Consider the following 26939-nt stretch of genomic DNA (forward strand, 5'->3'; position numbering starts at 1 on the left):
GTCTCACATCCCGGAGACGCCTTCGCCCTCGCCGGCCTGCTCGTCGAAGTTCTCGTGCTCGATCAGGTGCAGCACCGGCACGTCGAGATGGCGACGCGCCTGGTGGGACCAGTCGACGTGGAAGAACTCCGCGACCACGTGCGGCCGGGTCATGATGATCGCCTCGCGCCCGTCGACCGCGGCGACCTTGCTGCGCAGCGCCTTGACCGGGTCCTGGACCAGCTCGCCGTGCGCGGCCGCGCCGGAGGTGGTCAGCACCTTCAGCGTCTGCTCGAGCGCCTTCTCGGCCTCGTCCTTGGCCTCCTCGCGCACCGCGTCGAGGTCGATCTCGTTCATGATCATCGCCGAGCCGAGATACTCGGCCGCGCTGAGAGTGCCCATCGCCGACTCGATCCGCGCCGCGGCATCCTCCAAGGGCAGCAGCACGTGGTAGATCGGGTCTTCGACCCCCTCGTGGAGAGAGTGGACCCGGGTGGCGTCGTCGAGAGTGAGTGCCTGCTCGACCAGCAGTACGACGTCGTAGCTCATACCTGTGACCCTAGCGGGATTTGGTCGTGCTGTTCAGGCCGTGCCGGTCAGCGTGGACCTCCGAGCACTTCGGACAGCTCGTAGGCCACCGGCTCCTCGAGCTGCTCGTAGCCGCACGTCTCGGGGTCACGGTCGGTGCGCCACCGCTTGAACTGGGCTGTGTGCCGGAACCGGCGCCCCTCCATGTGGTCATAGCCCACCTCGAGCACCCGCTCGGGGCGCAGCGGCGTGAAGGAGAGGTCCTTCCCCGCAGACCAGCGGCTCTGCGTGCCCGGGACACGATCGGGGTTGGCGGTGAGCCACTCGTTCCAACGCCCCCACGGGTGCTCTTCGATGGGCACGACCAGCGGCTGCAGCTCCTGCCACAGCTCCGCGCGGCGCGCGGCGGTGAACGAGGCCGAGACGCCGATGTGCTGCAGCTCGGGCTGACCGTCCTCACCGGGGGCGTAGAGCCCCAGCAGCAGACTCCCGAGCAGCGGCTTCTCCGGGGTGGACGTCTTGTGCTCGCGGTAGCCGGCCACGACCACATCAGCCGTACGGGAGTGCTTGACCTTGAGCATGGTGCGCTTGTCGGGGGAGTAGGGGGCGTCCAGCGGCTTGGCCATCACCCCGTCGAGGCCGGCGCCCTCGAACCGGGTGAACCAGTCCTGAGCGACCTCGGGGTCGGTCGTCGTGGTGCACAGGTGGACGCTCTGCGACGTCACCGGGGCGAAGGCTCCCTCCAGCGCAGCCCGCCGCTCGCTCAGCGGCTTCTCCAGGAACGACTCCTCGCCCAGCGCGAGCAGGTCGAAGGCCGCGTACGAGGCCGGCGTCTCCTCGGCCAGCAGCGTGATCCGCGACTTCGCCGGGTGGATGCGCTGCTGCAGCACCTCGAACTCGAGCCGGTCGCCGATCGACACGAAGATCTCCCCGTCGAGCACGATCTTGTCGGGCAGCACCCTCCGCAGCTCCTCGACCACCTCGGGGAAGTAGCGCGTCAGCGGCTTGGTGTTGCGCGAGGCCAGCTCCACCTCGTCGCCGTCCTTGAACACGATGCACCGAAACCCGTCCCATTTTGGTTCTAGTTGGACGTTGGGTGCCATGGAGAGCACCTTCTCAAGCGACGCCGGCTTGGCCAGCATCGGCAGGATCGGCGGCATCACAGGAAGGTCCACGCTGTCACGATAGGTGAGCCCGTGGGTGATCGTTGCCTCATTCGGTGTGTCGGTGGTCCAGGTGAGGCTGTCGGGGTTCCCGGTCGCAAGGTTCGCGATACTCGTCATCGACCTCGTCGGGCTCGCGGTGATGACCTCACCAGTGCCGCATCAGTGCTCGGATCTGATCGGGATCGAGCCCGTAGTCGGCCAGCCGTCGGAACACCCGCAGCCTCTTTGCGCGGGTAGCGGTCCGGCGTCTGTAGTCCTGCCCCCAGGCTCGAGCGTCGGCGAGGATCAGTTCCTCGACGGACTGATCCCGGGTCCATCCGACCAGTGGCCACCACGCGTCGCGGATCTCCGGGGGCAGGCCGTCGACCAGATCGGGCCACAGGTCGACCAGCAGCGCAGCGTCGACGTGCTCGAAGAGCTGGGTCTCGTCGCCATAGCGCAGCAGCCAGGCATAACCGGCGGCGCGTTTGTCGCGATCACTCAGCGCGAACACCCTGTGGTCACGACCGTGCCACACCCACAGCGGCGCGAAGCATTGCTCAGGCGACAACCGCCACAGCCGGTTCGGCACCAGCGCCGTGGACCGTCCAGGCCCGGCAACCGTGATCTGGTGGAAGGTGATCCGCTCGTTGAGGGCGAGCTCGAAGTCAAGGCATCGCAAGATGCGCTCGAGGACGGCGAGGGTGGGCGACTTCGCTCCACGTTCGTAAGCCGACAGCGATGGCTGTGATGTCCCGCATCGGCGCGCGAGCGCCTCTTGGGTCAACCCGCGAGCAGCGCGAGCGGCCTCCAACAGTGAGCCCTCGTGGCCGACGGCCATACCAAAATATAACTCTTCAGATCTGGCACGCTCAAGATCTGCATTTGTCTTGCGCACCTACCTGGTGACAGCCAGGAATGGGGGCCTCGATGAGTGTTGCAGACCAGTTCGGACTCGACGATCCAGCGTCACCGCTGCTCGCTGAAGCGCGAGAAGGGTGGGAGCGATGGTGCGCTGTCGACCCGTGCCTGGCCGTGGTCGATGACCTGGCTGACCTCAGGGAATGGACCCGCCAGGCTGACGTCGCGAACAAGGCGGCGGTGCTGCGGACCCTGGCGACGCTGACCGCGACCGACCGGTCAGCAGTCGCTGCCCTGGTGTGGCTTCTGATCCCCGGAGGGTGCCGGGTTGCGGAGGCGTTGAGCGATCTGTCGCCCGACATCGATGCGCTGGTCGCCTCGGAGCTGTGGCTGCAGGCCGCCCAGGCGCATCGGCTACGAACGCCGTGGCTGGCCCGGGCGCTGTTGAACGCGACCCGACGCGAGGTCGCGGCCTCACTCGGGGTCGGCAGTCGTGCCGACCGTCACTGGGCGCGCGTGCTGCTCGCCGACGACCTCACCACGCTCGCGAGCGGTGCCGGCGATCGTGAGTCGCCGGAGGCGGAGGTCGCGCCGGAGGTGGAGCTGGGCGAGTTCTTCGACGAGGCAGTCCGCGACCACGCGATAGCAGAGGATGAAGTGCGCCTGCTCTGCGAGCTCGCGGCGTCAGCCGAGACCGTCGGCGCACCGCTGCATCGCGGTCGATTGGGCCTGACTACCCCTGCGGCCGTCGAACTGGTCGCCCACGACCACCCGGAGGCCGCGCGTACGCTGCGGCGACGCGCCGCCCATGCACTGGACCGCCTGAAGACCTACGCCGCCGCGTGCACCGACGACATCAGCCTGGACCGCTGGCGTGCCGACCACCAGGGCGGCGACGAGGTCGGCGCAGCGTGACCCCCGGGGTCACATACCGATCGCCGATGGGCCAGCATGCCCGGCGGACTCGGATCGTGACTGAAGCGGGTCGCGCGGGGTGAGCCTGCGGACGCGGTAGGTCAGGGCGGCGATGGCATGCCCCTCGGGCAATGCGCCGCTGCTCAGGGCACGGTCTAGCAGTCCGCGGGAGTCGTGGCCGCGGCGATGGAGCGTGTCGAGCAGTCGAGCGAGCTCGATGGCTTCGCCTCGGGTGTGGTCGTCCTGGGCCTGGATTCCTGTCCGGCGGAGGATCAGCTCGTGCCAGCGCTGGACCGAGTCGCTGTAGCGACCAGTGAGCTGCCGCAGGAGATGGCGTTGGAAGCGGCCGGCGCGCGGTTCGGTGACGGCTGGCCCGGTCGGGCGCGGATCGTCTTCGGGTACGCCGCGGGCGGCTCGCCACAGCGCGACGGTGTCGTGGAGGTCTCCGAGGACATCGGCGTACCGCGTCATCCAGGCCGGACGCTTCTGGCTTTCGATCGCTGTCGGTATGTCGGCGCCGACCAGGTGGTCGAGGAAGCCCTGTCTTGTCACCTCGACATGTTGGGAACGAGCGGTGAGATATGGACCCCAGGACTCATCCCGCGCCAGGTCGGCAGGTATCGCGGGTAGCCAGGGGAGTGGGCCTTCGCCGGCCGCGTCGAGGGCGTCTTCCCAACCGCTGCCAAGCACTCGCATTGCTCCGGTGGCGACCGCGTCGGCGTAGCGTAGGGAGGCGTCGTGGAGCTGGGTGGACCAGCTGCGGCCGCGGCGGAGCGTGGTGGTGGCCGAGACCGCAGCACCGTCACGACCGACCACGTCGTCGAGGATCTGGATCGCGGTCAGTTGTTCCTGCAGTCCAGGCAGCATGCACTGCCGCCGATCGGCCTCGACGGGGTCGATCGGTTCGAGCACCAGATGGACGTGGTTCTCGCGGCGGCCGCGGGTCAGCATCGTGTACAGCATCTGCCGATCCTCGCGGCCGTCGACGATCCCGTGGACGACGTCGGCGGTGAGGCCTTGTGCGGTGTGAACGGTTGAGGCGTAGCCGAGCTCGACGTGGTCGTGCACGTATTCGGCAGGCAGCGACGCCTTCAAGCCGGTTGTGGCGTGGCGTACGGTCAATGCGGCGCCGCGGATGCGGGTGATGGTCCACCGGTCACCGTTCTTGACCCAGTCGGTGCCGGAGACGGCCAGGCGGCGCTGGTTGTGACGGGTGATGATCGTGTCCCCGACTGATGCCTGGTTGCCGTCGGCCAGTTCGACCTCGGTCCGCGGCGCGATGCCGGCGAGACGCCGGGTGCGTGCCTGGTGGTTGAGGGTGGCGGCCATGTTTCGGGTGGGGGCCAGCATGAGTGTGTCCAGCCCGTCGTCTCGGTCGTGTTGCCAGGCGGCGAGGACCTCGGCGATCGTGGTGTCTTCGTCGGCGGTGTGGATGCGGTCGTGGTCGAGGTAGAACCCGATCGCGGTCTGATCACCGTCGCGAAGGTCTAAGGAGGCTGCGGCCTCGCCGGGGTCGATGAAGCGTACGACTTCCTCGAGCCGGTCGGCTCCGTGCCGATGGGTGATGTCGCGCAGCACGCCACCGGCGCCGACGGCGGAGAGCTGCTGGTCATCGCCCAGGAGCCGGATCGTGGCACCGCGCGAGATGCAGAACGCGACTACCCGGTCGAGCGTCAACGTGTCGGCCATTCCCGCCTCGTCGATCACCACCAGGGTCTCTGGTCCGATCCGGGTGCTCAGCCCACTGCGACGGTCACCCCCAGTGTTGGTGGGCTGGGTGGCGACCTCGTCGTCGATCTTCGCGAGGGTCTCGCAGGGCAGGCCGGTCGCCTCCTGAAGTACCTTCGCCGCGGCGGCCGACGGTGCCAGCCCGATCGCGTCATAACCATTCATCGTCCAGACCGCAGCCAGCACCTCGACCGCGGTCGTCTTCCCCGACCCCGCCGGCGCCAATGCGAGGCGGACCCGGTGACCACCACCGGCCAGCGCATGCACGAGCGCGTGTTGTCCGTCATTGAGCCGTACCCCGGCGACCGCGCTGGCGGCCAGGACGATGTCCACTTCTTCCGCAGAGAACGCGAAGTCGCTGCCCAGACCGGCCGCGTCGACCAGTCGCTGTTCGGCTTGAAGGATCCGCTGACTGGTGTAGTGATCGGCGCCGGTATGTCGATACACGCTGGTTCCGCCCGAGCGACGAAGGCCACTGGGTTGGCGAAGATCGGTCCTTTGGTCGATGGGATCGTCGTCCGGCGTGAGCGACACCGACATCCCGACGGCCGCCGCGACGACCGCATCGGCCATCGCGGGAAGGTCACCTGCCCTGATCTGACCAGGTGCCATGGCCCGCACCTGACGCTCCGCCTCTGCCCGCAGATGCCAGCTTTGCCAGGTCGCCCGACGGGTCTCGAGCTCGGTGATGACGGCGACTGCCATTGCGTGGATCACGTGTGTGTCGACGACGTCGGTAGAGGTCGATCGGCGCACCGGCGGCGACACATCCAATGCTTCGTGGATCATCGCGGCGAGGGTCGACTCGCTCCCGAGGAACTCCGATGCCTGGCGGCGCCAGATTCGTCGCTGGTCGGCCTCGGCGCGCGGCTCATGCTTAGGGGCGCGCGTCTCTAGATTGGCCTGCTGTACCAGCCCGAGCCGTTCCGACTCTGTCGGCGGCCGACCGTGCTCCGCGATGAACGCGCTCACGAGGTCGTCCTCACGGCGGTCGATGTCCCGGGCCCGCCGCGACCACACTCGACACAGCCCGGCTGAGACACCCACGATCTCGCGGACAGCGCGCCGCTCCCGAGGGTTCGCCCGTTCGGCGAACGTGACACCGAGCGCCTCGCCGAGCCGGTACTCGAGTGCGGTGTTATAGGTCTCCGAGATCGCCACCGTGTGCTGAAATAACAGCCGGCCATAGACGGTCAGCCACTTGCCCGAAAGTTTCGCCTGCACCTTGTTCGCGACGGCGACATGGGTATGAAGGTCCGGGTCGCCGGCACGGGAGTCCCGGTGGCGGAACGCGGCCGCGATCAAGCCGCGGGTCTTGACCTGCCGCGCCCCGTCGGTCCCTTCGCGGGTGAACAGCACCTCGCGCTCGACATACGCCATCGCGTCGTTGACCGCGGCATCGTGGGCCTGCTCGATCGCACGCGCGATCTCGGGTGGCGCGACCGCCCAAAGCGTCGAGACCGACTTCACCGGGCTGAAGGTCAGATCGAACCCTGCCACCCCGTCCGACCGCGTCCGCCGACCCAACGGTCTCCCGGTGACGGGATGCTCGCCGACGCCGAACAGGTGGCCCATCTGTTCGGCTGTCACCACATCGCCCGCGTTGATCCCGTCCGGGCCAGCGAAGGCGTCGAGCCCAGATCCCGCCCACCGACCGGGCGCCTCGCCCTTGGCCTCGTAGTAGTCCGCCAGCGCTGTGGCGCCGAGCTCGGTGGAGTCACCCGCCGCTACCTGGCGGGTCAGGTACTCGTACCCCGAGCCTGCGGTCAGCTTGTGGATCGTCATGGTCACGTACCCCAGGGGCAGGGGAGGACCGCGAGTGGCCGAGGGGGAGCGGGAATGAAAGAGGTCTGTGCGTTCTGCGGGGTAGTCCGTGGCTCGCATGCCGCCCTGGCGGGGAGGAGGAGGTACCGGGCGCGACCCCGATCGCGATCCGCATTGCGCTCTTCCACCAAATGACCCTGACCGGCATGACCGAGCTCGACCTCTCCTACTCGACGCCGAGCGCGCCACCCCCGGGTCTGATCACATCCCGGTGCCGCGCGACCCCAGGACCTGTCGGCTCAGCCACTGAACAACAGGTACAAGCCGCCGACTGTGTAGGTGATCATCACGACCAGCAGGCCGAGCTGTCCGGTGACCTGGTGGGTTCTCGGAAGAAGCTTGACGGCGCGATCGTGGGCGGCGATGACACCGAGGACATGGCCGGTCACCACGGCGAGGACCTTGATGACGGCGATCGTCGTAGGTTGGCTGGAGAGGAAGTAGACCGGGGTCCAATCGGCTGTGCCGAGCAGGTTCGAGCCGTTGAGCATCGGGTCGCTCAGCTGGATCAGAACCTGTTGGCCGTACTCGAGCAGGAGCGTCATGTAGTGCGCGACGACGTAGCCGACGATGATAGGCGCGACGGAGTGGGCAAAGAGCGCTGGCAGCTGAGCTCGCCTTAGACCTGGACCGACGGCGGTGGCAATGGTCCCGGCGGTGAAGGTGACGCCCACGAAGACGCAGAAGGCCAGCAGTACCAAGGTGCCGAGGACGGTGGCGTCAATGACCGTGGTCTGGGTGATGCGTGCCCACGTCGGAGAGCGGCTGAAGCTGTCATACGCGGTCGACCCGAGCAGCACCGCCACGACGGCGACGCGGCTCGGGCTGGCGTCGAGGCCGTCCAGGTGGTTGAGCGGCCATTGCCAGATGCGGTTGCCGTCGGCGTCTCGCCCCAACGGTGACAGTTGGCCGATGAGGGTCGAGTAGGCCTCGAACGGATCCGCGCGCTCGAACCAACGCTCCCCGAAGATGACGGCGCCGAGGACGAGGGTGACCACGTAGACCGTGAACCATCCGCGAATGGGCGTGATGTAGGTGGAGTTGGGTGCGGCCAACTCGAGCCAGGCGAAGGCGAACAGCCCGATCGTGGCAGGCCAGTAACCGGCGAAACGAGGGAGCGGGATCAGTCCGCCACGAAGGGCCGGGCCGCCCAGGGCCGTGATGCCTGCATAGACCGTGCGCAGCGGGCTGATCGCCTTCCAGGCGGGTCCGAACAGGAGTGATACCGGCACAAGTCCGACCCAGACGAACACGTAGACGATCCCGAAGACCGGGTTGGAAGCAAGGTCCGGTCCGGCGACGAGCGCCCAGACGAAGTAGCCGAAGGCGATCATGCCGAGAGTGCGTGCTGCTCCCTCGGCCCAACGGGAATCGAGGGCGATCGCGAGCCACGTCGGCAGCCGACGGCCCTTGCTTGCGTCAAGGCGCGGGCGGCGCCAAGCAAGAATGAGGATCACGAACGAAGCCGCCAGCGCGATCCCGGACCCGGTGATGGCATAGCTGGCCGGGATAGGAAGGTCCTGTGCGCCCCCGATGCCGTGAGCGGGAAAGAGGGTGTACATCGGTGTCAGCGCGCTTCGATTTGCACGATCAACGCATCGGACTCGTGCTCCTCCACTTCGACCACGCCCGGCTTGTCGATGGTGACCTGGATCGTGGTCGTGCCCTCGGAGAACTCGGGGGTCTGCTCCGGACTGGAGTGGACGTGGAGGCCGCCGGCCCGATCGGAGGTGACGACAAAGGTCACCGGTTCGCCGACCTTGGCCTGAATCCGGGTGCCCTTAGGAGTCACAGACTTTCCGGAGATGGACACCTCGACGACTGGCCCTTCGGGTTCCTGCTGCACCGGGCTGGAGGAGGAACGCGCTGGCGAGGCGGCCTGATCACCCGTGGACGGGGACGAGGACTGTGCAGGCGTGGGTGTCGTGGCCGGGGCTGTGCCGCCACCGCCGCATCCTGCGAGCAGCATCACGACCGCTCCCGCGCCAGCTACCGCCAGTGCCTTCTTCACAGCAGATCCCTTTCGTCAGCGGGGCCATCACCCCGTCTCCTACAACAAGTAGTAGGAGGGTAAAGGTGGGTGCTGAGAGTTCTCCAAACATGCGGCACCCGCAGCGCACGGCGACGGAGCGTCTCCTATCATGAGTAGTAGGAGGTGTGCCGTTGACACCCGTGGAGCTGACCTGTCCCGACTGCCAGGTGACACTTGTGGCAGACAGCGTGGTTGAGCTGGCCGACGTGGTCGGTAAGCACGAGCTCAGCATCCACGAGCGACAGGCCGTGCGCCAGCATGTGCTGTCCAGGATCGGGGCGCAGAACCGATGAGTGTTGCGGCGTAAGAGTGAGGGAGAATCACCGGTATGCGTCAGTTCGGGCATCTAGAAGCCAAGGTGATGGACCGGTTGTGGTCGGCGGATCGGCCGCTGACGGTTCGCGAGGTTCATGCGCTTCTGCCTACCGATCGGCAGCGGGCGTACACGACGGTGATGACGGTGATGGACAAGCTCTTCCGCAAGGGCGTCCTCGAGCGAGAGCTTGACGGCAAGGCCTATCGCTATCGTCCGGTGGCGTCGCGTGCGGAGCACACTGCCACGGCCATGGAGGAACTGCTCAGCACGAGTGGTACGCCGCGGTCGACATTGCTTCACTTCGTCGGTCAGCTCAGCGCCGAGGAGGCCCAGGAGCTGCGCGAGGCACTAGACGCCGTCGCCGTCGATCCTGTGGACCGATCGACCGGGGAGGGACGGTCGTGATCGCCGTCGTCGTGCTGATCGTGGTTGCCGCCACCGCCGGAACCCTGGGCGCCACGATGCTCTCGCGCGCCGGGTGGGTGAGGCGAGCGCCGGTCATCGGGTTGGTCGTGTGGCAGTCGGTGTCGGTGACCATCCTGGCCTCGGTGCTCCTGGCGGCCGCGCTGGTTGCGTTGCCGCCGCCCGTATTCTCGGCGGCATCTGGCTGGCTCGGGACCTGTCTGGGCCTGCTCGAGGGGCACTATGCTGCGCCGTTCGGCTGGATCGGGCGCGTGACGGGCGCGGTGATCGGGTGTGTCGTCCTGGCTCGAGCGGTGGGTTGCACGATGTTGGAGGCCCGCGCAGCGGGCGTTGCGCGTCGGGTCACGCGCGGGCGGCTCGCCCTGCTTGCGGCCCCGAGATCTGATGGCGTGCTGCTCCTCGAGGACGATCGTCCAGCGGCTTACTGCGTACCTGGCCGCCGACCGGTGGTCGTCCTCACCACGGGTGCCGAGCGACTCTTGCGTCCTGAGCAGAGGATCGCGGTGCTGACCCATGAACGGGCGCATCTTCGGGCGAGGCACCACTGGGCGGTGTTGTGGGCATCGGGGCTGAACCGTGCCTTCGGGTTCGTTCCCGCGTTCGCGCACGGCGCCCGAGAGGTGGAGTTGCTGGTCGAGATGCATGCCGATGACGCGGCCGCACGAGCTAGCGGTCGTCAGAGTCTGGCTGAGGCGCTGGTCAGGATGGCCTCGGGCCCGGCGCCCACCGCGACGCTTGCCGCCCACGGTGCAGACGCAGTGACCCGCGTTCGGAGGCTGCTTGGTCGGCCCGAGCGGCTGGGCGCCGGCGCGCGGGTGGCGCTGACCGGGCTCGCGGCCGCGCTGCTGCTCGGTCCGGTGCTGATCGGGCTGCTCCCGGCGATCGAGTCGACCCTGCGGGAGCACTGCGCACCGTATGAGCATGCTTGTGACGTGCCGGGACGTTCAGACGTCGCGCTGCCCTGATCCTGTGTCGGATCCGTCGGGGGACCGGTCCGCCAGCGCTTGCAGTCGAGCGTTGTACGCGGCCCGCGCTGCATCTCCGTCCCGTTCAGCTCGCCTGTCGAGACGACGGGCCTCACGGCCGTCGGCGCGGACCCAGGCGGCAACGAGCGCTGCTGCCAGAAGTGCGAGTGGGAGGTCACCCATGGCCCAGCCCAGGGACGCGCCCAGATATTGGTCCTGCGCGAGGGTGTCGCCCCAGGTGCGCCCCAGCCCGCCGTACCACTCTTGAGCCAAGATCTTGCGGCTGGACATCAACGAGATCGAGAAGAAGGCGTGGAACGCGAAGGTCGCCATCACCAGCAGGACCCGCAGCGGATAGGGCGGTCGGCGGGGCCCCGGATCCTCGCCGCACACGACGTTGGCGAGCAGGTAGCCGCTGAGCAGGAAGTGCGCGGTCATCAGCAGATGTCCGGTGTGTGTACTCAGGGCAAGCTCGAAGAGCCCGGAGTAGTAGAAGGTGGGCAGACTGATGATGAAGAGGCCGGCCGCCACCAGTGGATGCCCGAGCAGGCCGACGGGCCACGAGTGCACGATGACGAGGAGCCACTCCCGGGCGCCGCGGGAGCCGTCCGTACGTCGTCGAAGTACACGCAGCGCCAGGGTCACCGGGCTGCCGAGCACCAAGAGGATCGGAACCAGCGTGGCGATGGTCATGTGTTGAACCATGTGCATGCTGAACAACACCTCGCCGTAGGTTCCTGGGGGCCCACTGGTCGCCCACAGCAGAACCAGGCAACCGAGGAGCCATAGCACCGTGCGGCCTCGTGACCAGACGACGCCGCGCTGATGGAGTCGGCGCACACCGAGCAGATAGAGCACGGCCGCGAGCACGGCGACAGGGCCCCAGAACGTGTCCAGGCGCCATTCGGTGATCCATCGTTGGGCCGTCAGCTCGGGCGGCATGGGCTGCCCGAGGATCGCCTCGGCCGGAGTCGCCGCGGGTTCTGTGCCGGAGCCCGATGGAGGCGCGGAGCGGCCCAAAGCGACCCCGGTACCGATCGCGACGCCCATCAGGGCAAGCTCTCCAACGGCGAGGCGTGCGAAACGGCCCCCGGTGAAGGATGCCGGGGTCGAGGCCAGCAGGCGCCGTCGATGCCACCAGCCGATCCCCAGGCATGCACCTAGCACCGCTGCCTTGATGGCGAGCAAGGCTCCATACGTGCTGAGGAGGTCGGCGACGGCAGGCACCCGGATGCCGGCAGCGAGCACTCCCGACAGGCCTACCAGCGCTGCACACCAGCCGGCGAGGCGAGAGAATCCCGAGATCACGGACGTCGTGCGGGCAGCGGCGCCGGCAACCAGGAGAGCGGCCAGGGTGCCGACCCAGATCGTGACCGGGACCAGGTGCAGAAACTGCAGGTTCACTCCGAGATCGTGGTCGGAGTCTCCTGCGGCGTGCCCGGTCAGGGCGAGTGGCCACAGGGCAGCCAGGGCCAGCAACGTGCTGAATCCGATGCCGGTCACGCTGCGCACCAGGGCCGCGGTGGTCGTCGCGGCCGCAGCGAGGACGAGGCTGGCCGCAAGTGCCTTGCCGTAGTCGATCTGGGTGATGAAGAACCACACCGGCGCCCACCCTCCGGACCACGGTGAGACCCCTGAGACATCAGCCTGTACGAAGATGATCTCGATGGCTCCCGCAACGACCCAGGTGGAGCCGGCGGCAGCGGCTACGACCTGGCTCCTGCGCTGTGCAGCCCCAAGGAGGCGCCGGCCCGCTCCTGGCAGCAGCACCGCCGCCAACACCAGGCTGCCGATCGTCACCGTTGCGGCGACATCGCGCACGACGCGAGCGACGGGCAGACCCCACCGAGTGAGGGCGCCGGGGTCGGGGAGGCCTGATGTCGGAGACGCGACCGCGCCGGTGAGCGACAACAGGGCGACGGTCACCAGGACAGGAGTGGTCAGCAGACCGATGAGGAGAGCTCTCCTGGTCACTCCTGACCGTCCTTGCGACGACGCAGCAGGACGACCGGCATCGCGATCAAGGGCACGAGCAGGACGGCGAGGAACACGATACGGCCGGCGGTGGTTCCTGGTGCCTCCTTGGCGGCGTCGGTGCCCGAGGACCGATTACCGCTCGATGGCCGCGGTTCGTCCGTCATCGAAGCTGACGCAGTCGGCGAGGCACTGGGCGAGGCGTCTCCCGGGTTCGTCGCTGGGCGAGCCGCGACGGTGAACTTGACGGTTCCGGTGACCGGATGACCATCGGTTGAGACGACGCGAAAGCTGAGTGTCCACGGGACCGCGTCGCCACCGGCGCCCGACGTGGCTGTCGCAGGCACGGCCGCGACCAGCTGGGTTCCTTCGGCTGTGGGGGAGGACAGCGAGGTGGCGGGCGTCTCCGGGGCGGAGAGGGTCAGCGTTGCGTACTCCGCGCTGATGGCCTCGTTGAAGGTGAGCCGCACCTGGGTCGGCATGGCCGACAGTTGCGCGCCGGCCGCCGGGTTCGACGCGACCACCGCGGTGTGCGCCTCGGCGGGAGCAACCGAGCCGAGGAGGGCGACCGCCCCGACCATGGCGGCCGCAACGAGCGTTGCGAGGTGTCGCGGACGCGTGGGATGGGGCATCGGAGTCTCCTTCGACTGGTGCGCTCGTTCGTCTAATGCTCTCGCTGGGTTCGGCCGCCACGGTCGGCGCGACCCAGGCGCGTACGATGCAAAGTAGTAGTGGCGACTGGGAAGTTCCTGAGAGCTGCGCCGGCATCCGAGAATCGCCGGCTGGCGAGACTTGACATGGCGTGCGCGACTGGCGATAACATCGCCGAATGGCGATCATTAATGTCGAAGGGGTTGGCGCTCCGCCGATCGACGAGCGTTCCGCTGGCGTTGCCGCAGCCTGCTTGTTCCGCGGGATGAGTGATCCCTCGCGCGTAGCGATCCTGCGGCACCTGCTCCTGGGGGAGCACCGCGTGGCGGATCTGACCCAACACCTCGGATTGGCCCAGTCCACGGTCTCGAAGCACCTGGCCTGCCTTCGCGACTGCGGGCTGGTCGAGTCCCGGTCGGTCGGACGGTCGTCGGTGTACTCGCTGACGCATCGCGACGCGGTGCTCAAGGTGTTCGCGGCCGCAGAAGAGCTTCTGGCTGCCACTGGAGACGCCGTCGTGTTGTGTCCGGTCAACGGTGAGGAGGCGGCACAGTGACCACCGATCTTCCCGCCCCGGTCTTCACTGGAGACCAAGCAAGGCGCAAGCGGCTGGGCCGCCGTGCTCAACTGTTGGCCGCCGCGTCCGTGAGCTACAACGTGATCGAGGCAGTCATCGCGATCAGTGCCGGGCTGATCGCCGGGTCTGTCGCGCTGGTCGGATTCGGCCTGGACTCGATCGTGGAGGTCAGCAGTGGCCTGATCATCTTGTGGCAGTTCCGGCATCCGCTTCCGGAGTCTCGCGAGCGGCAGGCGTTGCGCCTGATGGCGTTGTCCTTCTTCGCACTCGCCGGCTACGTGACGTTCGAGTCCGTCCGCGCGCTGCTGAGTGGTGATGCACCGGAAAGCTCGCCGGTCGGGATCGCTCTGGCTGTGGCCTCGCTTGTGATCATGCCGTTCCTGTCCTGGGCGCAGCGGCGCACGGGGCGAGCGCTCGGGTCGAACGCCGTTGTCGCGGACTCCACGCAGACCTTGCTGTGCACCTACCTGTCGGCGGTCCTCCTTGCGGGCCTGCTTCTCAATGCTGCGCTCGGATGGGCGTGGGCCGACCCGATCGCGGGTCTCGTCATCGCCGCCGTCGCGGTGCGGGAAGGACTCGAGGCGTGGCGTGGAGAGGGATGCGCGTGCGGACCTGATCTGCCGGCCGACCTCGACACCGCCTCCGGCGGCTGCGCTGACGGATGCTGCAACGACGAGGGGAGGCTCTGATGGGCGGCCACGGACACGGACACGGACATGCGCCCGCCGCCGGGCATGCCGGTTCCCGCTACCGCGTGAGGTTGACGGCGGCGTTTGGCCTGGTCGCCGCATTCTTCCTGGTCGAGCTGGTCGCGGGATTGCTCTCCGGGTCTCTCGCCCTCGTCTCCGATGCCGGCCACATGGCCGCGGATGTGGTCGCTCTGGGGGCTGCGCTCGTCGCCACCAGGATCGCCACCAGGCCAGACACGACCGGCCGCAGGACGTACGGCTCCTACCGCGCTGAGGTGTTCGCCTCCGGCCTCACCGTCTTGATCATGCTCGGCGTGTCCGCCTACGTCGTCGCCGAGTCGGTCGCCCGGATCGGGGAGTCGCCGGAGCCGGCATCGGGCACGATGCTGGTCGTTGGTGTCATCGGCCTGGCGGTGAACGTCGTCTCGATGCTCCTGCTCCGCTCCGGTTCGACCGAGTCGCTCAACGTCAAGGGCGCCTACTACGAAGTCGTTGCCGATGCTGCCGGCAGCGTTGGGGTCATCCTGGCCGCGATCCTGGTCGCGGCAACCGGAAACGGCCTGTGGGACACCGCCGTGGCTCTGGCGATCGGCATCTTCGTGGCCGTACGTGCTGTCGTGCTCGGCCGCGAGGTCCTCGCCGTTCTCGGCCAGCACGTGCCCGACGGCGTCAGTCTGGACGAGGTCGTCACCGGTCTGGAGGCCATCGACGGCGTGAGCGAGGTCCACGATCTGCACATCTGGACCCTCACCTCCGGCATGAATGTGGCCACTGCCCATTTGGTCACCAGCGCAGGCGTGTCGCCCGATGACGTGCTGACTCGGGCCCAAGCGCTGCTCGCCACGGAGCACCGGATCGAGCACGCGACGTTGCAGGTCGAGCAGGCGCCGACGGCGCAGTGTCACGAGGTCAACTGGTAGGGACTCGTGCCGGCCAGGCGGGTCGGTACAGCCTTGCCGGTCATCGTGCACGCGAGAGCCGTTGCGAGATGGGTTTCCATGATCACCAAGGTGCAGGCACGGGGACGCTATCTCGCCGAGAACTCCCAATGCCATGGTTCCGGTTTCGACCCGTCGCTGCGTGCCCACTGGGGGTTGTCCCAGCCCAGGTCGGGACCGTTGCGCCGCAGCCACGCGTGAGTAGCTGACGAGTAGGACTCGGCACCGCCGCAGAGGTCCAGCGCGATCCCCCAGCCGTGGCGGCTCGTGCCGGGGTCTGCTGCCAGGTCCGGCTTGGCTTCGAACACCTGCTCCTGCGCTTCGATACTCCGGTAGGAGTCGGTCACGCAGATGCCTTCGCCGAACTCAGAACGGTAGCGGTCGTCGAGCCGCGACCAGGCCTCGGCGGCATCGGGGTGAAGAGCGTGGGAGCTGCCGACCGGGAGCCCGCACAGCTCTCCCGCCGGCAGGCTTCCGTTGGGATGAGAGGTGGCCTGGTCCGAGGCAGTGCAGGACCGGAGCCATGCCGGATCACCATCCCGCTTGGGCTTGGTCCTCGTGCTCGGGGCGCCTCGCGTGACCGGCTTGCGACGATCTGTCGCTGCGTTCGGGGATGCCTCCACGGCTTCGGTCGGTCGGGCGCTTGCCGGAGCCTGTGCTCCGGAATCGGTGACTGCAGCGCGTTCGTCCTGAGTGACCGCAGACGCCACGGTGAAGGCAGCCGCGGTGGCTACCACCGCTCCGGCCGCAAGCCCAGAGGGCCCGAGCGAGCCCGGCGATCGCCGCTCGCCGCTCCATCGTCGTCGCGACAGCCTTTCGGCACGGTGTCGTCCCTGGGGTCGTCGACTCATGTTCCTCACGTGGTTGTCTTTGCGGCACCCCATGGCTCCCTGTCTCCCGCATGAACGCGAGCGATTGGCCAGCTCTCGGGGCGGCCCCACAATCTACTATTCGACATCGGAGACCGTCGAACCCGAGTGGCAGACCACGGAAACTCTCATAAAGACCACAGGGAACTCTCATAGAGAACGTAACGCTCCCGGACGGGATCTCTTGACCAGTGCCGGTGTTGCCCTCCCCCACGGATGCACGAGACCAGACACCTACTATCCTACTAAGTAGGCTAGTACGAACAGTCCTGGCGACCTCAAGAACGAGGGGACAGGACCGTGCGAAGGGGATCCATGCTTGAGCAGAATGACAAGGGCTCGACAAGTCGAGGCCGGCTCCTCGCCGTGGTGGCGGTGGCCTTGGTCGTTGCGTTCGGCGCAGTCATCGGAGCGGCCATGTTCCTCCGAGATGGCCCCGGCCAGAGCTCGGCCGCTTCCCCGGGTGGTGACTCTGTCGAGGAGTACAGAGCCGGCGACCGCAGACCGGTCGGGAGTATCCGAGGTGGGCTTCTCGACGGTGGCACTTTCTCCAGCGCCGAGGTGAGCGGAGTCGTCGTATACAACGTGTGGGGCTCATGGTGCGCGCCGTGTCGTACCGAGGCGCCGGTACTACGTCGGCTCTCGACGGAGTTTGCGACATCGGGTGTCAGGTTCATCGGCATCAATGTTCGTGACAATGATCAGGCGGCCCGCGCTTTCGAACGCACCTATGACATCGCTTACCCGAGTATCACCACCGCATCGGCGCCCGATGCCCTCCTCGCGTTCGGTAGCGCGTTTCCACCACGCGCCGTTCCGAGCACATTCGTCGTCGACGCAGAGGGCAGGCTCGCTGCTCGGATCCTGGGCCCGGCCAAGTACTCGACTCTCAAGGCATTGGTCACGCGAACGCTGGAGGCATCGGGGCCCACGTCGTGATGCGCTCACCTGAGTTCGGCCCGGGGAGGGTGCAGTCATCCCGGCCTGAGGAAGCGCGCATCTCTTGGGGGTGGGGTCGCTGGGCTTGGAGGAAGCTGACTGCGATGCGTACCGCAGTCATTCTGCTCGCGCTGCTCGCCCTAGCGGCGATCCCCGGCTCGTTGTTGCCTCAGCGCGGTGTAGCCAGCGACCCCTTCGCGGTGACTCAGTACCAGCGAGACCACCCCGACTTGGCGCCTTGGCTCGACAGGTTCGGCATGTTCGAGGTCTATGCGTCGCCATGGTTCGCGGCGATATACATCCTGCTGCTGGTCTCGATGACGGGCTGTGTCCTACCTCGCACCCGCCAGTTGTGGCGATCCGCACGAAGTAGCCCACCCGCGGCTCCGCGCAACCTGGCCCGCCTGCACGGGCACCGAAGCTGGTCCAGCCGCCTCGACGCCGAGGAGTTGCTCGACACCGCAGCACGGCACCTGCGCCGTCGGGGCTTTCGAGTGGTCATGGACGCCGATCAAGTGCGAGCCGAGAAGGGCTACCTTCGGGAAGTGGGGAACTTGATGTTCCATCTTTCACTGCTCGTCCTCCTCTTTGGCGTCGCCGCAGGCAAATTGCTTGGGTATGAGGGCCGGGTCGCGGTCATCGAAGGATCATCGTTCACCAACGTCCGTGCCCTCTACGACGGCTTCGCTCGCTCACCTTGGACCGACGTTGACGACCTCGAACCGTTCACGCTCCGGCTCGAGGACTTCATGGCAACGTACGAATTGACGGGACCAAAGGCCGGAGAACCCAGGGACTTCAAGGCGAACATCTCCTACCGCACATCCGACAGCAGTCCCGAGCGTCAAACGACAGTCTCGCCGAATCAACCCCTCGTTGTTCGCGGCACGAAGGTGTTTCTGACCGGTCACGGCTACGCGCCCAAGGTCACGGTCCGCGACGGAACCGGTGCGGTGGTCTTCACAGGTCCGGTGATCTTCCTGCCCAAGGACTCCGCACTCGCCTCCGACGGAGTCGTGAAGGCTCCCGACGCGCGCCCCGTACAGATCGCGTTCCAGGGAACCTTCCTGCCCACCGCTGCGATCGACGAGTCAGGGCCGTACTCGGCCTTCCCGAAAGCCATCGACCCCCAGCTCTTCCTGACCGCATTCACCGGTGACCTCGGTCTCGGCGACGGCACCCCGCAATCAGTGTTCACCTTGGACAAGTCGGGTCTGAGCCAGGTCCAAACGGACGACAAACCCTTCAGCCAAGCACTCTCGCCCGGCGAGACGATGAGCCTCCCCGATGGCAACGGCAGCCTCACCTTCGACGGTCTCGCGCAGTTCGCCAACTTCCAGATCGCCTACGACCCCGGCAAGGAGGTTTCTCTCGTTGCTGCCGTCCTCCTGCTGGTCGGACTCACCATGTCGCTGGCGATCCCAAGGCGACGCCTGTGGGTCCGCGTCACGAACACGGATGACGGGAATCACATCGAGCTCGCCTCACTCCCTCTGGCAAGGCGCGAGGCACCGGTATCCGAGTCAAGAGACCTGATCGCCGCCCTGGACGGACCCACCACCAAATCCCCCGAGGACGATGGCACATGAACACACAGACCTTTGCCGAACTCTCCGACTCGATGATCTACTCGGCCATCGCCATCTATGGGCTTGCGCTGCTTGCCTATGCCGCTGAGAGCGCAGGACGTGTCGCGACCAGCGGGCCCAGAGTCCGGCAGAGCAACCGTCTGGTCCTGATCGGAGCTGTGGGGACCTCGCTAACTGTGCTGGCTTTCCTGCTCAATGTCGGGGGCGTCGCCACGAGGGCTCTGGCGACTCAACGCGCGCCATGGGGCAACATGTACGAGTTCGTCATCGTGGCCGCCCTTGCCTCCGGCGGCGCCTATCTGATTTTTCTGCGTCGGCAGCCGGTCCGGACGCTCGGGGTGTGGGTCGTCGCGGTCCTGCTGCTGGCATTGGGGCTCGCCGTCACCGTGCTGTACACACCCGCCGGCTCGCTGGTTCCGGTGCTCAACTCGTACTGGCTCGTCATTCACGTAGCGGCCGCGATCACGGCCAGCGGAATCTTCACGGTGGGGTTCGTCGCGGCAGCACTCTTCTTGGTGCGAATCCGCTCCGACAAACGCCAAGGTGTCGATGCCGCTCCATCTCGGCGGTACGCCGCCACCCTTCCGGCCGCGGAGATCCTCGAGCGAGTCGCCCACGGGGCAGCGATGTTCGCATTCCCGATCTGGACGTTCGCGGTGATTGCGGGCGCGATCTGGGCGGAGAACTCCTGGGGACGCTACTGGGGATGGGACCCGAAGGAGACCTGGGCATTCATCACCTGGGTGCTCTACGCTGCCTACCTGCACGCCCAGTCAACCGTCGGCTGGCGCGGAGCCCGAGCCTCCTGGTTCGCGATCGCCGGCTACCTGGCGCTCCTGTTCAACCTGTTCGGCGTGAACCTGTGGATCACCGGTCTCCATTCCTACGCAGGCGTGTAGAGGTTCGCGGCGCTGGCAACGTCTGACGATCTGATGGTGCCCCTGGTCGAGACGCCGTGAACTGGGTGCTGTCCGCGGTCGCGTCCAGCCCGAGGGCGAATCGACTACCGGCCATTTACTACGATCCATCATCGTAGATTCCACTGAGACGAGAGTTGTGCCTGTGACCATCCAGTTGAAAGTCGCGATGCTGATCGCCGCAGCCTTCGTGATCGGCATCGGAGGCCTCCTGTTCTCGACAGGCCGTGACGACGAACCTGCAACGGGCGACTCATCGAAGACCGCGAACGGTGCGCCTGATCCACGCCTCGTACGTCCCGACAGCCACGTTCTCGGGGAACGGGGAACCAGTGACGTGGTGCTGGTCGAGTTCTTGGACTTCGAGTGCGAGGCCTGTCGTGCCGCCTATCCGATCGTCGAGGAGCTTCGCGAGGAGTACGCCGGCGAGGTGACCTTCGTGACCCGGTACTACCCGCTACCTGGGCACTTCAACTCCACCCGCGCCGCGCGGGCCGTGGAGTCGGCAGCGAGACAGGGCAAGTACGAGCAGATGTACCAGCGGATGTTCGAGACCCAGTCTGCGTGGGGTGAGCAGCAGAAACCGATGGATGCGCTGTTTCGCAAGTACGCTGCGGAGCTCGGGCTGGACATGAAGCGGTTCGACGCCGACTACTCGTCCAAGGATGTTGCTGATCGCGTTCAACGCGATGTCGACGACGGCACCGAGCTCGGGGTCCAGGGAACCCCGACGTTCTACCTTGACGGCGAGCTGTTCGAGCCAGCCGCTGCGGAGGACTTCAACACGGCTCTCGACGCTGCACTGGGCAAGTGATGGCCACCACGCGAGCGTCCGGCAGCGATAGGGCCCGTGATGGCGTTCCTGTCACTTCGCTGCCGATCTCTGACAAGGCCCTTGCGTGGCTGCTGCTCATCGCCGGCCTGGTCGGCCTAGCTGCAGCATTCGTGCTGGCGGTAGAGAAGTTCACGCTGCTACGCAACCCGGACTACCTGCCCACCTGCAGCATCAACCCGGTGCTCAGCTGCGGATCGGTGATGTCTGCCGATCAGGCCGAGGCGTTCGGGTTCCCCAACCCACTCATCGGGGTGGCCGCCTTCCCTGTCGTCGCAATGACAGGCGCTGCGCTCCTTGCTGGTGCCGAACTCAAGCGTTGGTATTGGATCGGCCTTCAAGTCGGCGCAACGTTCGGCATGGCCTTCGTGGGATGGCTCATCTTCCAGAGTCTCTACCGGATCGGCGCGTTGTGCCCGTACTGCATGGTGGTGTGGGCCGTGATGGGGGCCGTGTTCTGGTATGTCACTCTCCGAAACGCCGGCGCGGGGATGTTCGGCGCCAGGGTCGGCCGTAGTGCCGTGGTGCGATGGTCTGCACGCTGGCATCTCGTGGTGGTGACCACGGCGGCCGTGCTGGTGCTGACGTTGATCGCACATCGGTTCTGGTACTACTGGTCGACCTTGGCGTAAGCCCGCCGGTCACATTGCAGACGGCGTCGTAAGCCCTGGTTCGCCACCGCCGGATCATCGCCGGACGACGCATCTACTATGAGCGATAGGATTTCATGGGAGACGCTCGCGGATCGAGGACGGACATGCGTGGACTAGGGCAACTTGAGGCCACCGTCATGGGCGTGATGTGGGAGGTCAGAGAGCCTGTCACGGTGCGCGCGGTGGTGGAGAGACTGCAGCAGAGCCGCGAGATTGCGTATACGACGGTGATGACCGTGATGGACAATCTCCATTCGAAGGGCTTCTTGACGCGCGGGCGTGCAGGTCGGGCCTACGTCTACCAGGCTGCGCGACCACGAGAGGAGCACGAGGCGGAGCTGATGGAGGAGGTGCTGGCCGGAAGTGCTGACAGGAGCGCGACGTTGTTGCATTTCGTCGAGAAGATCACGCCTGACGAGCTGGCGCAGCTGAGGGCACTCCTGGCGGACAAGCCGTGACAGCCAGCATCATCTTGCTCAGTCTCGCCTTGGCACTCGGCGGGCTGGGGCCGCGACTGATCGACCGAGTCATGCGACCGGAGTCTGCTCCGATGTCGGGCGTGCTTGCCTGGCAGACGACCTCGGCAGCGGTGCTGCTGTCGTTCGGAATGGGTGCAGCGCTGTTATGCCGCCATATCTGGACGAGTGCATCAGGCCTGGAGCTCCTCGGTCGTTGCGCGGAGCTGCTGACCCATGCACGCACGGCGGAGCCGGTCACTCTCGCTGGGCTGTTGGGGATCACGGTTCTTCTCGTTGGCGCGATGCGAGTGCTCTGGTGCGGCTTCCGGCACGCTCGGAGGATCGGCCGCGACCGCCGTGCGCAGCGACTGAGGCTGGCGATGCTGGCGGTCCCGCACGAGTCTGAACCTGACGTCCGAGTGATCGACCAGGGCCCAGCGACGGTGTTCTGCCTTCCTCACTGGGCTCGTGGTGACGTGTACGTCACCAATGCAGCGCTCGAGGTCTTGTCGCGTGCCGAATTGGCGGCGGTGCTCGAGCATGAGCGCGCTCACCTGCGCGGGCGGCATGCGCTGGTGGTCTCTGCTGCGACGGTGCTAGGGACGGCGTTTCCGTTCGTGCCTCTGTTCCGTGCGGCGGCGAACGCTGTTCCGGGCCTGGTTGAGATGGCAGCGGACGATGCCGCGGTTCGCCATACGGACCGACACGTCGTGGCGGGCGCCCTGCTGTGTCTGGCAGAGGCAGCTACCCCGGCAACGGCATTCGGTGCGGGTGGCAGCACGGTCATCCGCCGGGTGCGTCGCCTGGTCGATCCAGACCCCAGGTCGGGAGGGTTCCGGGTTGTTCTCGTGACGGCCGTGGCGCTGGCCGTACTGCTCGGCCCGATCGCGGTGGGGACGCTTGCTCCGGCTGCTGCATGCCCCTTCGCGATGCCCTGACAAGCGCCAACGGTCTTGGCGCTGGGTTAGTCGCCGTGCTCGGGATAGATCAGAGTCCGGGTGACGAGGTGATTGGGTGCGGCGAGCACTTCCTGCACGATGCGGTCGTGGTGATCGAGCGTGAGTTGCACGTAGGTTGCTTCTGCCGGATATCCGAGGGCGAGCGTGTTGTCGTCGAGGCGGATGACCACCGGAGCGACCCCTGAACCGAACGGCCCTGTGCCGAGGTACTCCCGACCGGTCAACGGAATCGCGGATCGCCCGGCAGCGCCGATGCTCGTGTCGCTGGTGACCTGCTCGTGGACCACCACACGGGGTTCGCGCTCCGTCGCAGCCACAGCCTTCTTGAGCAGGTCGGGAGCAGGTCGAGCCGGCCAGGGGACGAGGAGCGCGGCGGTACCGCCGTCGAACTCCTCGTCGTCGACATAGAGGGTGACGGTGCTGGATCCCGGGCTCCAGTCGATCGGTGTGACGAAGCATCCTTCACCGCACTCGCGAAAGCGCAGTTTCACTGGCGCCTGCCGTGGTGGTGTGACGTTGCCCGACAGCGTGTAGCGATTGCTCCCCGTGTCCGCGGAAGTGGCTGCCGTATCCGGCGTGACGAGCCGGATCACGAGTTGGCCTTGGCTTGCTGTGGCTCCGATTCCGATCCAGCCGGCCCGGGTGCCCAGTGCCACGACCTCACCTGAGGGTGGGGGAGGAAACGGTAGCGGCGCGTCCTCCGGAGTCGGTGGAGCAAGCGCGGTGAGTGCTGAGGAGGCCACGAGCACGCCCGCGAGGGCCCCGATCTCAAGGTGGGCAGCCACCGAAGGCTGCCGGGCACCTCGGCGTAGGAACCAGCGGGCTGCGAGTGCGAGCGCGACGGCCACGAGAACGAGTCCGAGCTTGGCGGCGAGCCAGCGGCCGTACGAGGTATCGGTGAGCATGGGGACGATGTCGCCCAGAGGGACGAGCGGCGCGGCCGCGAGCGTGCCCGCGACCAGCACGGCTACGACGACCCAGAGCGCAGGTCGGGCATAGGTGACGAAGGCATCGCGAGCACCCGGCCCGCCCCGGCGTAGAGCAACCCGGACGGTGTGGACCAGCGCTCCGAGCCACACCGCTGCGGCAAGTAGGTGAAGGCTGAGGAACACCGCACCCCAGCCCGGGAGCTCCGCCTGGGGATGAGCTCGCAGGCCTTCGAGGATCGCGATACCGACCGTCCCTGCGATCAGCACCGTGCGGCGACGGGAGGCCAGCACGACGAGGGCCAGGGCCACCTCGCCTGCGGCGAGCCGTCCCGGGGCGGAGTCGACCAGCACGCCGACCCGGGTGACCCCGCTCGAAAGCGATCCGCCGCCGGCTTGGACGAGCGCCAGGCCGACGGCTCCTAGGAGGGCGAGACCCCCGCCGGTGCGGAGCAGCGGGCGGGGGTCGTCGGGCTCGCTCGTACGCCGCGCCAGGTGCTCTCCGACCAATCCGCCCAGCAGCAGGGCGAGGCCGGCGAACAGCAGCCATCGGAGCACCCCTGTGGGAGTGGCACCTGGTGTTTGTGGCGTCTGTGGACCCAGAGTGAGCCCGGCGCTGGAGCCGACCGCGAACCGGAACTCGGCGGCCATCGAGTCGCCATCACGCGCGGTGACTGCCCAGGCCACCTCGTACTCGCCTGGCTCGAGGCGCGACAGCAACGGCACCGACAGGACTCGGTCGCCGCGGCTGAGCCTCACCGCTCCTACCGGGGCTGCCCCGTCCGGGCCTGTGATGGTGAGCGCGCTGCCTGCGGGGGCGACGGCCTGATCGAAGACCAGCTGGATCTGCCGCGGCGAGGTGGGGACTGCACCGTTGGCGGTGGGTGTGGTGAAGAGGAGGGTCGCGTGCGCCTGCGCTGGTGAGGGGAGGCTCAGCAGCACGATGCAGACGGCGGCCAGTACCACCAGCGATCGGATCACCGTGCGTGGAGGGGTTTGAAGCGGCGAAGCCGGAGGCTGTTGCTGACCACGAACACCGAGGAGCTCGCCATGGCGGCGCCGGCGATGAGTGGGTTGAGCAGACCGAATGCAGCTAGGGGTAGGGCGGCCACGTTGTAGAAGAACGCCCAGAACAGGTTGCCCTTGATGGTGCCCAAGGTCTTGCGGGCCAGCCTGATGGCGTCGACGGCGCCCCGCAGATCACCCTTGACCAGGGTCAGGTCGGCAGCGGCGATGGCGGCGTCGGTGCCGGTGCCCATGGCGAGGCCGAGGTCGGCCTGCGCGAGCGCGGCCGCGTCGTTGACGCCATCGCCGACCATGGCGACGACCTTACCGTCGGCTTGGAGTTTCTTGATGACGTCGACCTTGTCCTCGGGGTGGACTTCGGCGATGACATGCGCGATGTCGACCTGGGCAGCGATGTGCTGTGCGGCCGCCTCGTTGTCGCCGGTGAGGAGGATCGGCGTCAGGCCGAGCCTCTTCAAGTCGACGACGGCGCCCGCGCTGGTGGGCCGGAGCGCGTCCGCGACCACCAGCGCCGCCCGCGCCTGTCCGCTCCAGGCAGCGAGCACGACCGTGTGACCGGCCGCCTCGGCATTGCGCTGTGCAGAAACCAGAGCGTCAGGGATCGCCAGACCCAACGTGGCAAGCCATGTTGCCCGACCGGCGAACACCTCGTTGCCGTCCACGACGCCGCTGACGCCCCGACCCGCATGGTTGTGGAAGTCCGAGACAGGTCGAGGGTCGCTGAGTGTTTCGGCAATGGCGCGGGCAATGGGATGTTCGCTCGCATGCTCGATCGCACCTGCCAACTGCAGGGCCTCTTCCCGGTCCGTCCCCTCGTCGGTGATGACCTCGAGAAGCCGCATCCGGCCCTCGGTGACAGTACCGGTCTTGTCCAGGACGATGGTGTCCACACGTCGGGTGGACTCCAGCACCTCGGGTCCACGGATCAGTAGACCGAGGTGGGCACCACGGCCGGTGCCGACCATCAGCGCAGTCGGGGTGGCCAGGCCCAGTGCACAGGGGCAGGCGATGATGAGGACGGCGACAGCCGCCGTGATCGCTGCGGTGGCAGTGTGACCGAGACCGATCCAGAGCCCGAAGGTGCCGGCCGCGATGACCAGGACGGCGGGTACGAAGACTGCTGACACCCGGTCAGCGAGCCGTTGGGCATGGGCCTTGCCGGTCTGCGCCTGCTCGACGAGGCGGGCGATCTGAGCCAACTTGGTGTCGCTGCCGACCCGAGTTGCTCGTACGACGAGTCGACCCCCTGCGTTGACGGTAGCTCCTGTGACGGTGTCGCCCGGGGCGACTTCGACTGGGACCGCCTCGCCGGTGAGCAGTGACTCGTCCACCGCGGAGGCGCCGTCGACGACCTCGCCGTCGGTGGCGATCTTCTCGCCGGGGCGTACGACGAACTCCGTGCCGATCGTGAGATGGTCGACGGGGATACGCACCTCGACGCCGTCTCGCAAGACTGCGACGTCCTTCGCCCCGAGGTCCAGCAGGGCACGGATCGCCTCGCCGGCGCGGCGTCTCGCTCGCGCCTCGAAGTAGCGGCCGGCGAGGATGAACGCCGTCAGGGCGGCAGCGACCTCGAGGTAGATCTCCGGAGTGCGGCCGAGCTCGCCGGACCGCGGCATCAGGGAGAACTCCATGTGCATGCCCGACTCGCCGGCACCTCCGAAGAACAGCGCGTAGACACTCCACCCCCAAGCGGCCAGCACACCGATCGAGACCAACGTGTCCATCGTGGCCGCACCGTGCCGAGCGTTGACGGCGGCAGCACGGTGGAAGGGCCATGCACCCCACAGGGCGACCGGTGAGGCGAGCGCAAACGCGAGCCACTGCCAGAACTGGAACTGCGCCGGCGGCACCATCGACAGCACCACCACCGGTAGGGACAGCACGGCAGACAGGATCAGCCGATCCCGCAGGGAACGGATGCGCCGCGCCTCGGCCGCCTCTGCCGACGCCTCACCAGATCCGTGCTCTGGTCTCGGGAGTGCGGCGCCGTATCCGGCGGTCGCGACGGTCGCAACCAGCTCGTCGGGCAACACGCTGCCTGGGAACGTGACGTGCGCGGAGGCCGTGGCGAAGTTGACCGTCGCGAGGACGCCGGGCATCTTGTTGAGCTTCCGCTCGATTCGGGTCGCGCAGGATGCGCAGGTCATCCCGGTGATCGTGAGGTCCACGGTGCCGCCTGTGGCGGGCCCTGCGGACAGCGAGGTGTCGGTCATGGCGTCCTTT

At 67.4% G+C, this 26939-nt stretch carries 24 protein-coding genes; 13 read left to right on the plus strand and 11 right to left on the minus strand.

From position 1 onward, the window contains the following. Nucleotides 1-3: 3 nt before the first annotated feature. The 3 genes from FB381_RS05350 to FB381_RS05360 form a co-directional block, all read right to left on the minus strand. Nucleotides 4-528 (minus strand): hypothetical protein, encoded by a 525-nt coding sequence (locus FB381_RS05350; RefSeq protein WP_141779332.1) that lies wholly within the window; start codon nucleotides 526-528, stop codon nucleotides 4-6. 47 nt (nucleotides 529-575) lie between these two features. After that, nucleotides 576-1682, minus strand: a complete 1107-nt coding sequence (locus tag FB381_RS05355) for an ATP-dependent DNA ligase (protein WP_170225057.1) — start codon at nucleotides 1680-1682, stop codon at nucleotides 576-578. A gap of 136 nt (nucleotides 1683-1818) precedes the next feature. After that, nucleotides 1819-2493, minus strand: coding sequence for a helix-turn-helix domain-containing protein (locus FB381_RS05360; protein ID WP_141779333.1), 675 nt, complete (start codon nucleotides 2491-2493; stop codon nucleotides 1819-1821). 194 nt (nucleotides 2494-2687) lie between these two features. On the opposite strand from FB381_RS05360, the gene FB381_RS05365 reads away from it, so the two are divergent. Further along, on the plus strand, nucleotides 2688-3428 hold the full coding sequence (locus FB381_RS05365) for a hypothetical protein (protein WP_141779334.1): 741 nt from the start codon (nucleotides 2688-2690) through the stop codon (nucleotides 3426-3428). 9 nt (nucleotides 3429-3437) lie between these two features. On the opposite strand, the gene mobF is transcribed toward FB381_RS05365, so the two are convergent. Genes mobF through FB381_RS05380 form a run of 3 tightly spaced genes read right to left on the minus strand, consistent with a single transcriptional unit; the run spans nucleotide 3438 to nucleotide 8991 of the window. After that, complete coding sequence (gene mobF / locus FB381_RS05370; RefSeq protein WP_246087971.1) at nucleotides 3438-7169, minus strand: MobF family relaxase; 3732 nt, start codon at nucleotides 7167-7169, stop codon at nucleotides 3438-3440. 50 nt (nucleotides 7170-7219) lie between these two features. Then, a complete protein-coding gene (locus tag FB381_RS05375) occupies nucleotides 7220-8542 on the minus strand; it encodes a hypothetical protein (RefSeq protein WP_141779336.1) in 1323 nt (440 codons plus the stop codon). A 5-nt stretch (nucleotides 8543-8547) separates the two neighbouring features. After that, nucleotides 8548-8991 carry a hypothetical protein gene (locus FB381_RS05380; RefSeq protein ID WP_141779337.1) on the minus strand — a complete coding sequence of 148 codons (444 nt, stop codon included), beginning with the start codon at nucleotides 8989-8991 and terminating at the stop codon, nucleotides 8548-8550. Between the two features lie 349 nt (nucleotides 8992-9340). Between FB381_RS05380 and FB381_RS05385 the strand changes: the two genes are divergently transcribed. Beyond that, entirely contained in the window at nucleotides 9341-9733 is a 393-nt protein-coding gene (locus FB381_RS05385) for a BlaI/MecI/CopY family transcriptional regulator (RefSeq protein WP_141779338.1), read from the plus strand. After that, nucleotides 9730-10716 carry a M56 family metallopeptidase gene (locus FB381_RS05390; protein WP_141779339.1) on the plus strand — a complete coding sequence of 329 codons (987 nt, stop codon included), beginning with the start codon at nucleotides 9730-9732 and terminating at the stop codon, nucleotides 10714-10716. The genes FB381_RS05385 and FB381_RS05390 overlap by 4 nt, the downstream gene beginning before the upstream one ends. Here FB381_RS05390 and FB381_RS05395 read toward each other — a convergent pair. Both FB381_RS05395 and FB381_RS05400 read right to left on the minus strand, forming a co-directional pair. Then, on the minus strand, nucleotides 10696-12690 hold the full coding sequence (locus FB381_RS05395) for a bifunctional copper resistance protein CopD/cytochrome c oxidase assembly protein (RefSeq protein ID WP_211352326.1): 1995 nt from the start codon (nucleotides 12688-12690) through the stop codon (nucleotides 10696-10698). The genes FB381_RS05390 and FB381_RS05395 overlap by 21 nt on opposite strands. Next, complete coding sequence (locus FB381_RS05400) at nucleotides 12687-13271, minus strand: copper resistance CopC family protein (protein ID WP_170225058.1); 585 nt, start codon at nucleotides 13269-13271, stop codon at nucleotides 12687-12689. The genes FB381_RS05395 and FB381_RS05400 overlap by 4 nt, the downstream gene beginning before the upstream one ends. A 248-nt stretch (nucleotides 13272-13519) precedes the next feature. Between FB381_RS05400 and FB381_RS05405 the strand changes: the two genes are divergently transcribed. The 3 genes from FB381_RS05405 to FB381_RS05415 all read left to right on the plus strand — a co-directional run bounded on the left by FB381_RS05405 (nucleotide 13520) and on the right by FB381_RS05415 (nucleotide 15527). Then, entirely contained in the window at nucleotides 13520-13897 is a 378-nt protein-coding gene (locus tag FB381_RS05405) for an ArsR/SmtB family transcription factor (RefSeq protein WP_141779341.1), read from the plus strand. Further along, nucleotides 13894-14607 (plus strand): cation diffusion facilitator family transporter, encoded by a 714-nt coding sequence (locus FB381_RS05410; RefSeq protein ID WP_141779342.1) that lies wholly within the window; start codon nucleotides 13894-13896, stop codon nucleotides 14605-14607. Before FB381_RS05405 ends, FB381_RS05410 begins: the two co-directional genes overlap by 4 nt. A gap of 65 nt (nucleotides 14608-14672) precedes the next feature. Continuing rightward, nucleotides 14673-15527: a cation diffusion facilitator family transporter gene (locus FB381_RS05415; protein WP_378899904.1), complete on the plus strand. Its 855-nt coding sequence runs from the start codon at nucleotides 14673-14675 to the stop codon at nucleotides 15525-15527. A gap of 107 nt (nucleotides 15528-15634) precedes the next feature. On the opposite strand, the gene FB381_RS05420 is transcribed toward FB381_RS05415, so the two are convergent. Next, nucleotides 15635-16429 (minus strand): M15 family metallopeptidase, encoded by a 795-nt coding sequence (locus tag FB381_RS05420; protein ID WP_141779344.1) that lies wholly within the window; start codon nucleotides 16427-16429, stop codon nucleotides 15635-15637. A 300-nt stretch (nucleotides 16430-16729) separates the two neighbouring features. On the opposite strand from FB381_RS05420, the gene FB381_RS05425 reads away from it, so the two are divergent. The 7 genes from FB381_RS05425 (at nucleotide 16730) to FB381_RS05455 (ending at nucleotide 22740) form a co-directional block, all read left to right on the plus strand. Then, nucleotides 16730-17353: a TlpA family protein disulfide reductase gene (locus tag FB381_RS05425; RefSeq protein WP_141779345.1), complete on the plus strand. Its 624-nt coding sequence runs from the start codon at nucleotides 16730-16732 to the stop codon at nucleotides 17351-17353. Nucleotides 17354-17457: 104 nt separating this feature from the next. Then, complete coding sequence (resB, locus tag FB381_RS05430) at nucleotides 17458-18942, plus strand: cytochrome c biogenesis protein ResB (RefSeq protein ID WP_246087973.1); 1485 nt, start codon at nucleotides 17458-17460, stop codon at nucleotides 18940-18942. After that, complete coding sequence (ccsB, locus tag FB381_RS05435; RefSeq protein WP_141779347.1) at nucleotides 18939-19841, plus strand: c-type cytochrome biogenesis protein CcsB; 903 nt, start codon at nucleotides 18939-18941, stop codon at nucleotides 19839-19841. The genes resB and ccsB overlap by 4 nt, the downstream gene beginning before the upstream one ends. A gap of 163 nt (nucleotides 19842-20004) precedes the next feature. Next, a complete protein-coding gene (locus FB381_RS05440; RefSeq protein WP_246087974.1) occupies nucleotides 20005-20673 on the plus strand; it encodes a DsbA family protein in 669 nt (222 codons plus the stop codon). Continuing rightward, the gene (locus FB381_RS05445) at nucleotides 20673-21323 is read left to right on the plus strand and encodes a vitamin K epoxide reductase family protein (protein ID WP_141779348.1); all 651 of its coding nucleotides are present in this window, start codon (nucleotides 20673-20675) and stop codon (nucleotides 21321-21323) included. Before FB381_RS05440 ends, FB381_RS05445 begins: the two co-directional genes overlap by 1 nt. 125 nt (nucleotides 21324-21448) lie before the next feature. Then, nucleotides 21449-21802 (plus strand): BlaI/MecI/CopY family transcriptional regulator, encoded by a 354-nt coding sequence (locus FB381_RS05450; RefSeq protein WP_141779349.1) that lies wholly within the window; start codon nucleotides 21449-21451, stop codon nucleotides 21800-21802. Then, nucleotides 21799-22740 (plus strand): M56 family metallopeptidase, encoded by a 942-nt coding sequence (locus FB381_RS05455; RefSeq protein WP_141779350.1) that lies wholly within the window; start codon nucleotides 21799-21801, stop codon nucleotides 22738-22740. Before FB381_RS05450 ends, FB381_RS05455 begins: the two co-directional genes overlap by 4 nt. 26 nt (nucleotides 22741-22766) lie before the next feature. Here the strand turns inward: FB381_RS05455 and FB381_RS05460 are convergent, their stop codons facing one another. Together FB381_RS05460 and FB381_RS05465 are read right to left on the minus strand one after the other, a co-directional pair. After that, a complete protein-coding gene (locus FB381_RS05460; RefSeq protein ID WP_141779351.1) occupies nucleotides 22767-24653 on the minus strand; it encodes a copper resistance CopC/CopD family protein in 1887 nt (628 codons plus the stop codon). An 11-nt stretch (nucleotides 24654-24664) separates the two neighbouring features. Then, a complete protein-coding gene (locus FB381_RS05465) occupies nucleotides 24665-26929 on the minus strand; it encodes a heavy metal translocating P-type ATPase (RefSeq protein ID WP_141779352.1) in 2265 nt (754 codons plus the stop codon). Nucleotides 26930-26939: the final 10 nt, after the last annotated feature.

It is taken from the genome of Nocardioides albertanoniae (genome assembly GCF_006716315.1).
GTDB lineage: Bacteria > Actinomycetota > Actinomycetes > Propionibacteriales > Nocardioidaceae > Nocardioides > Nocardioides albertanoniae.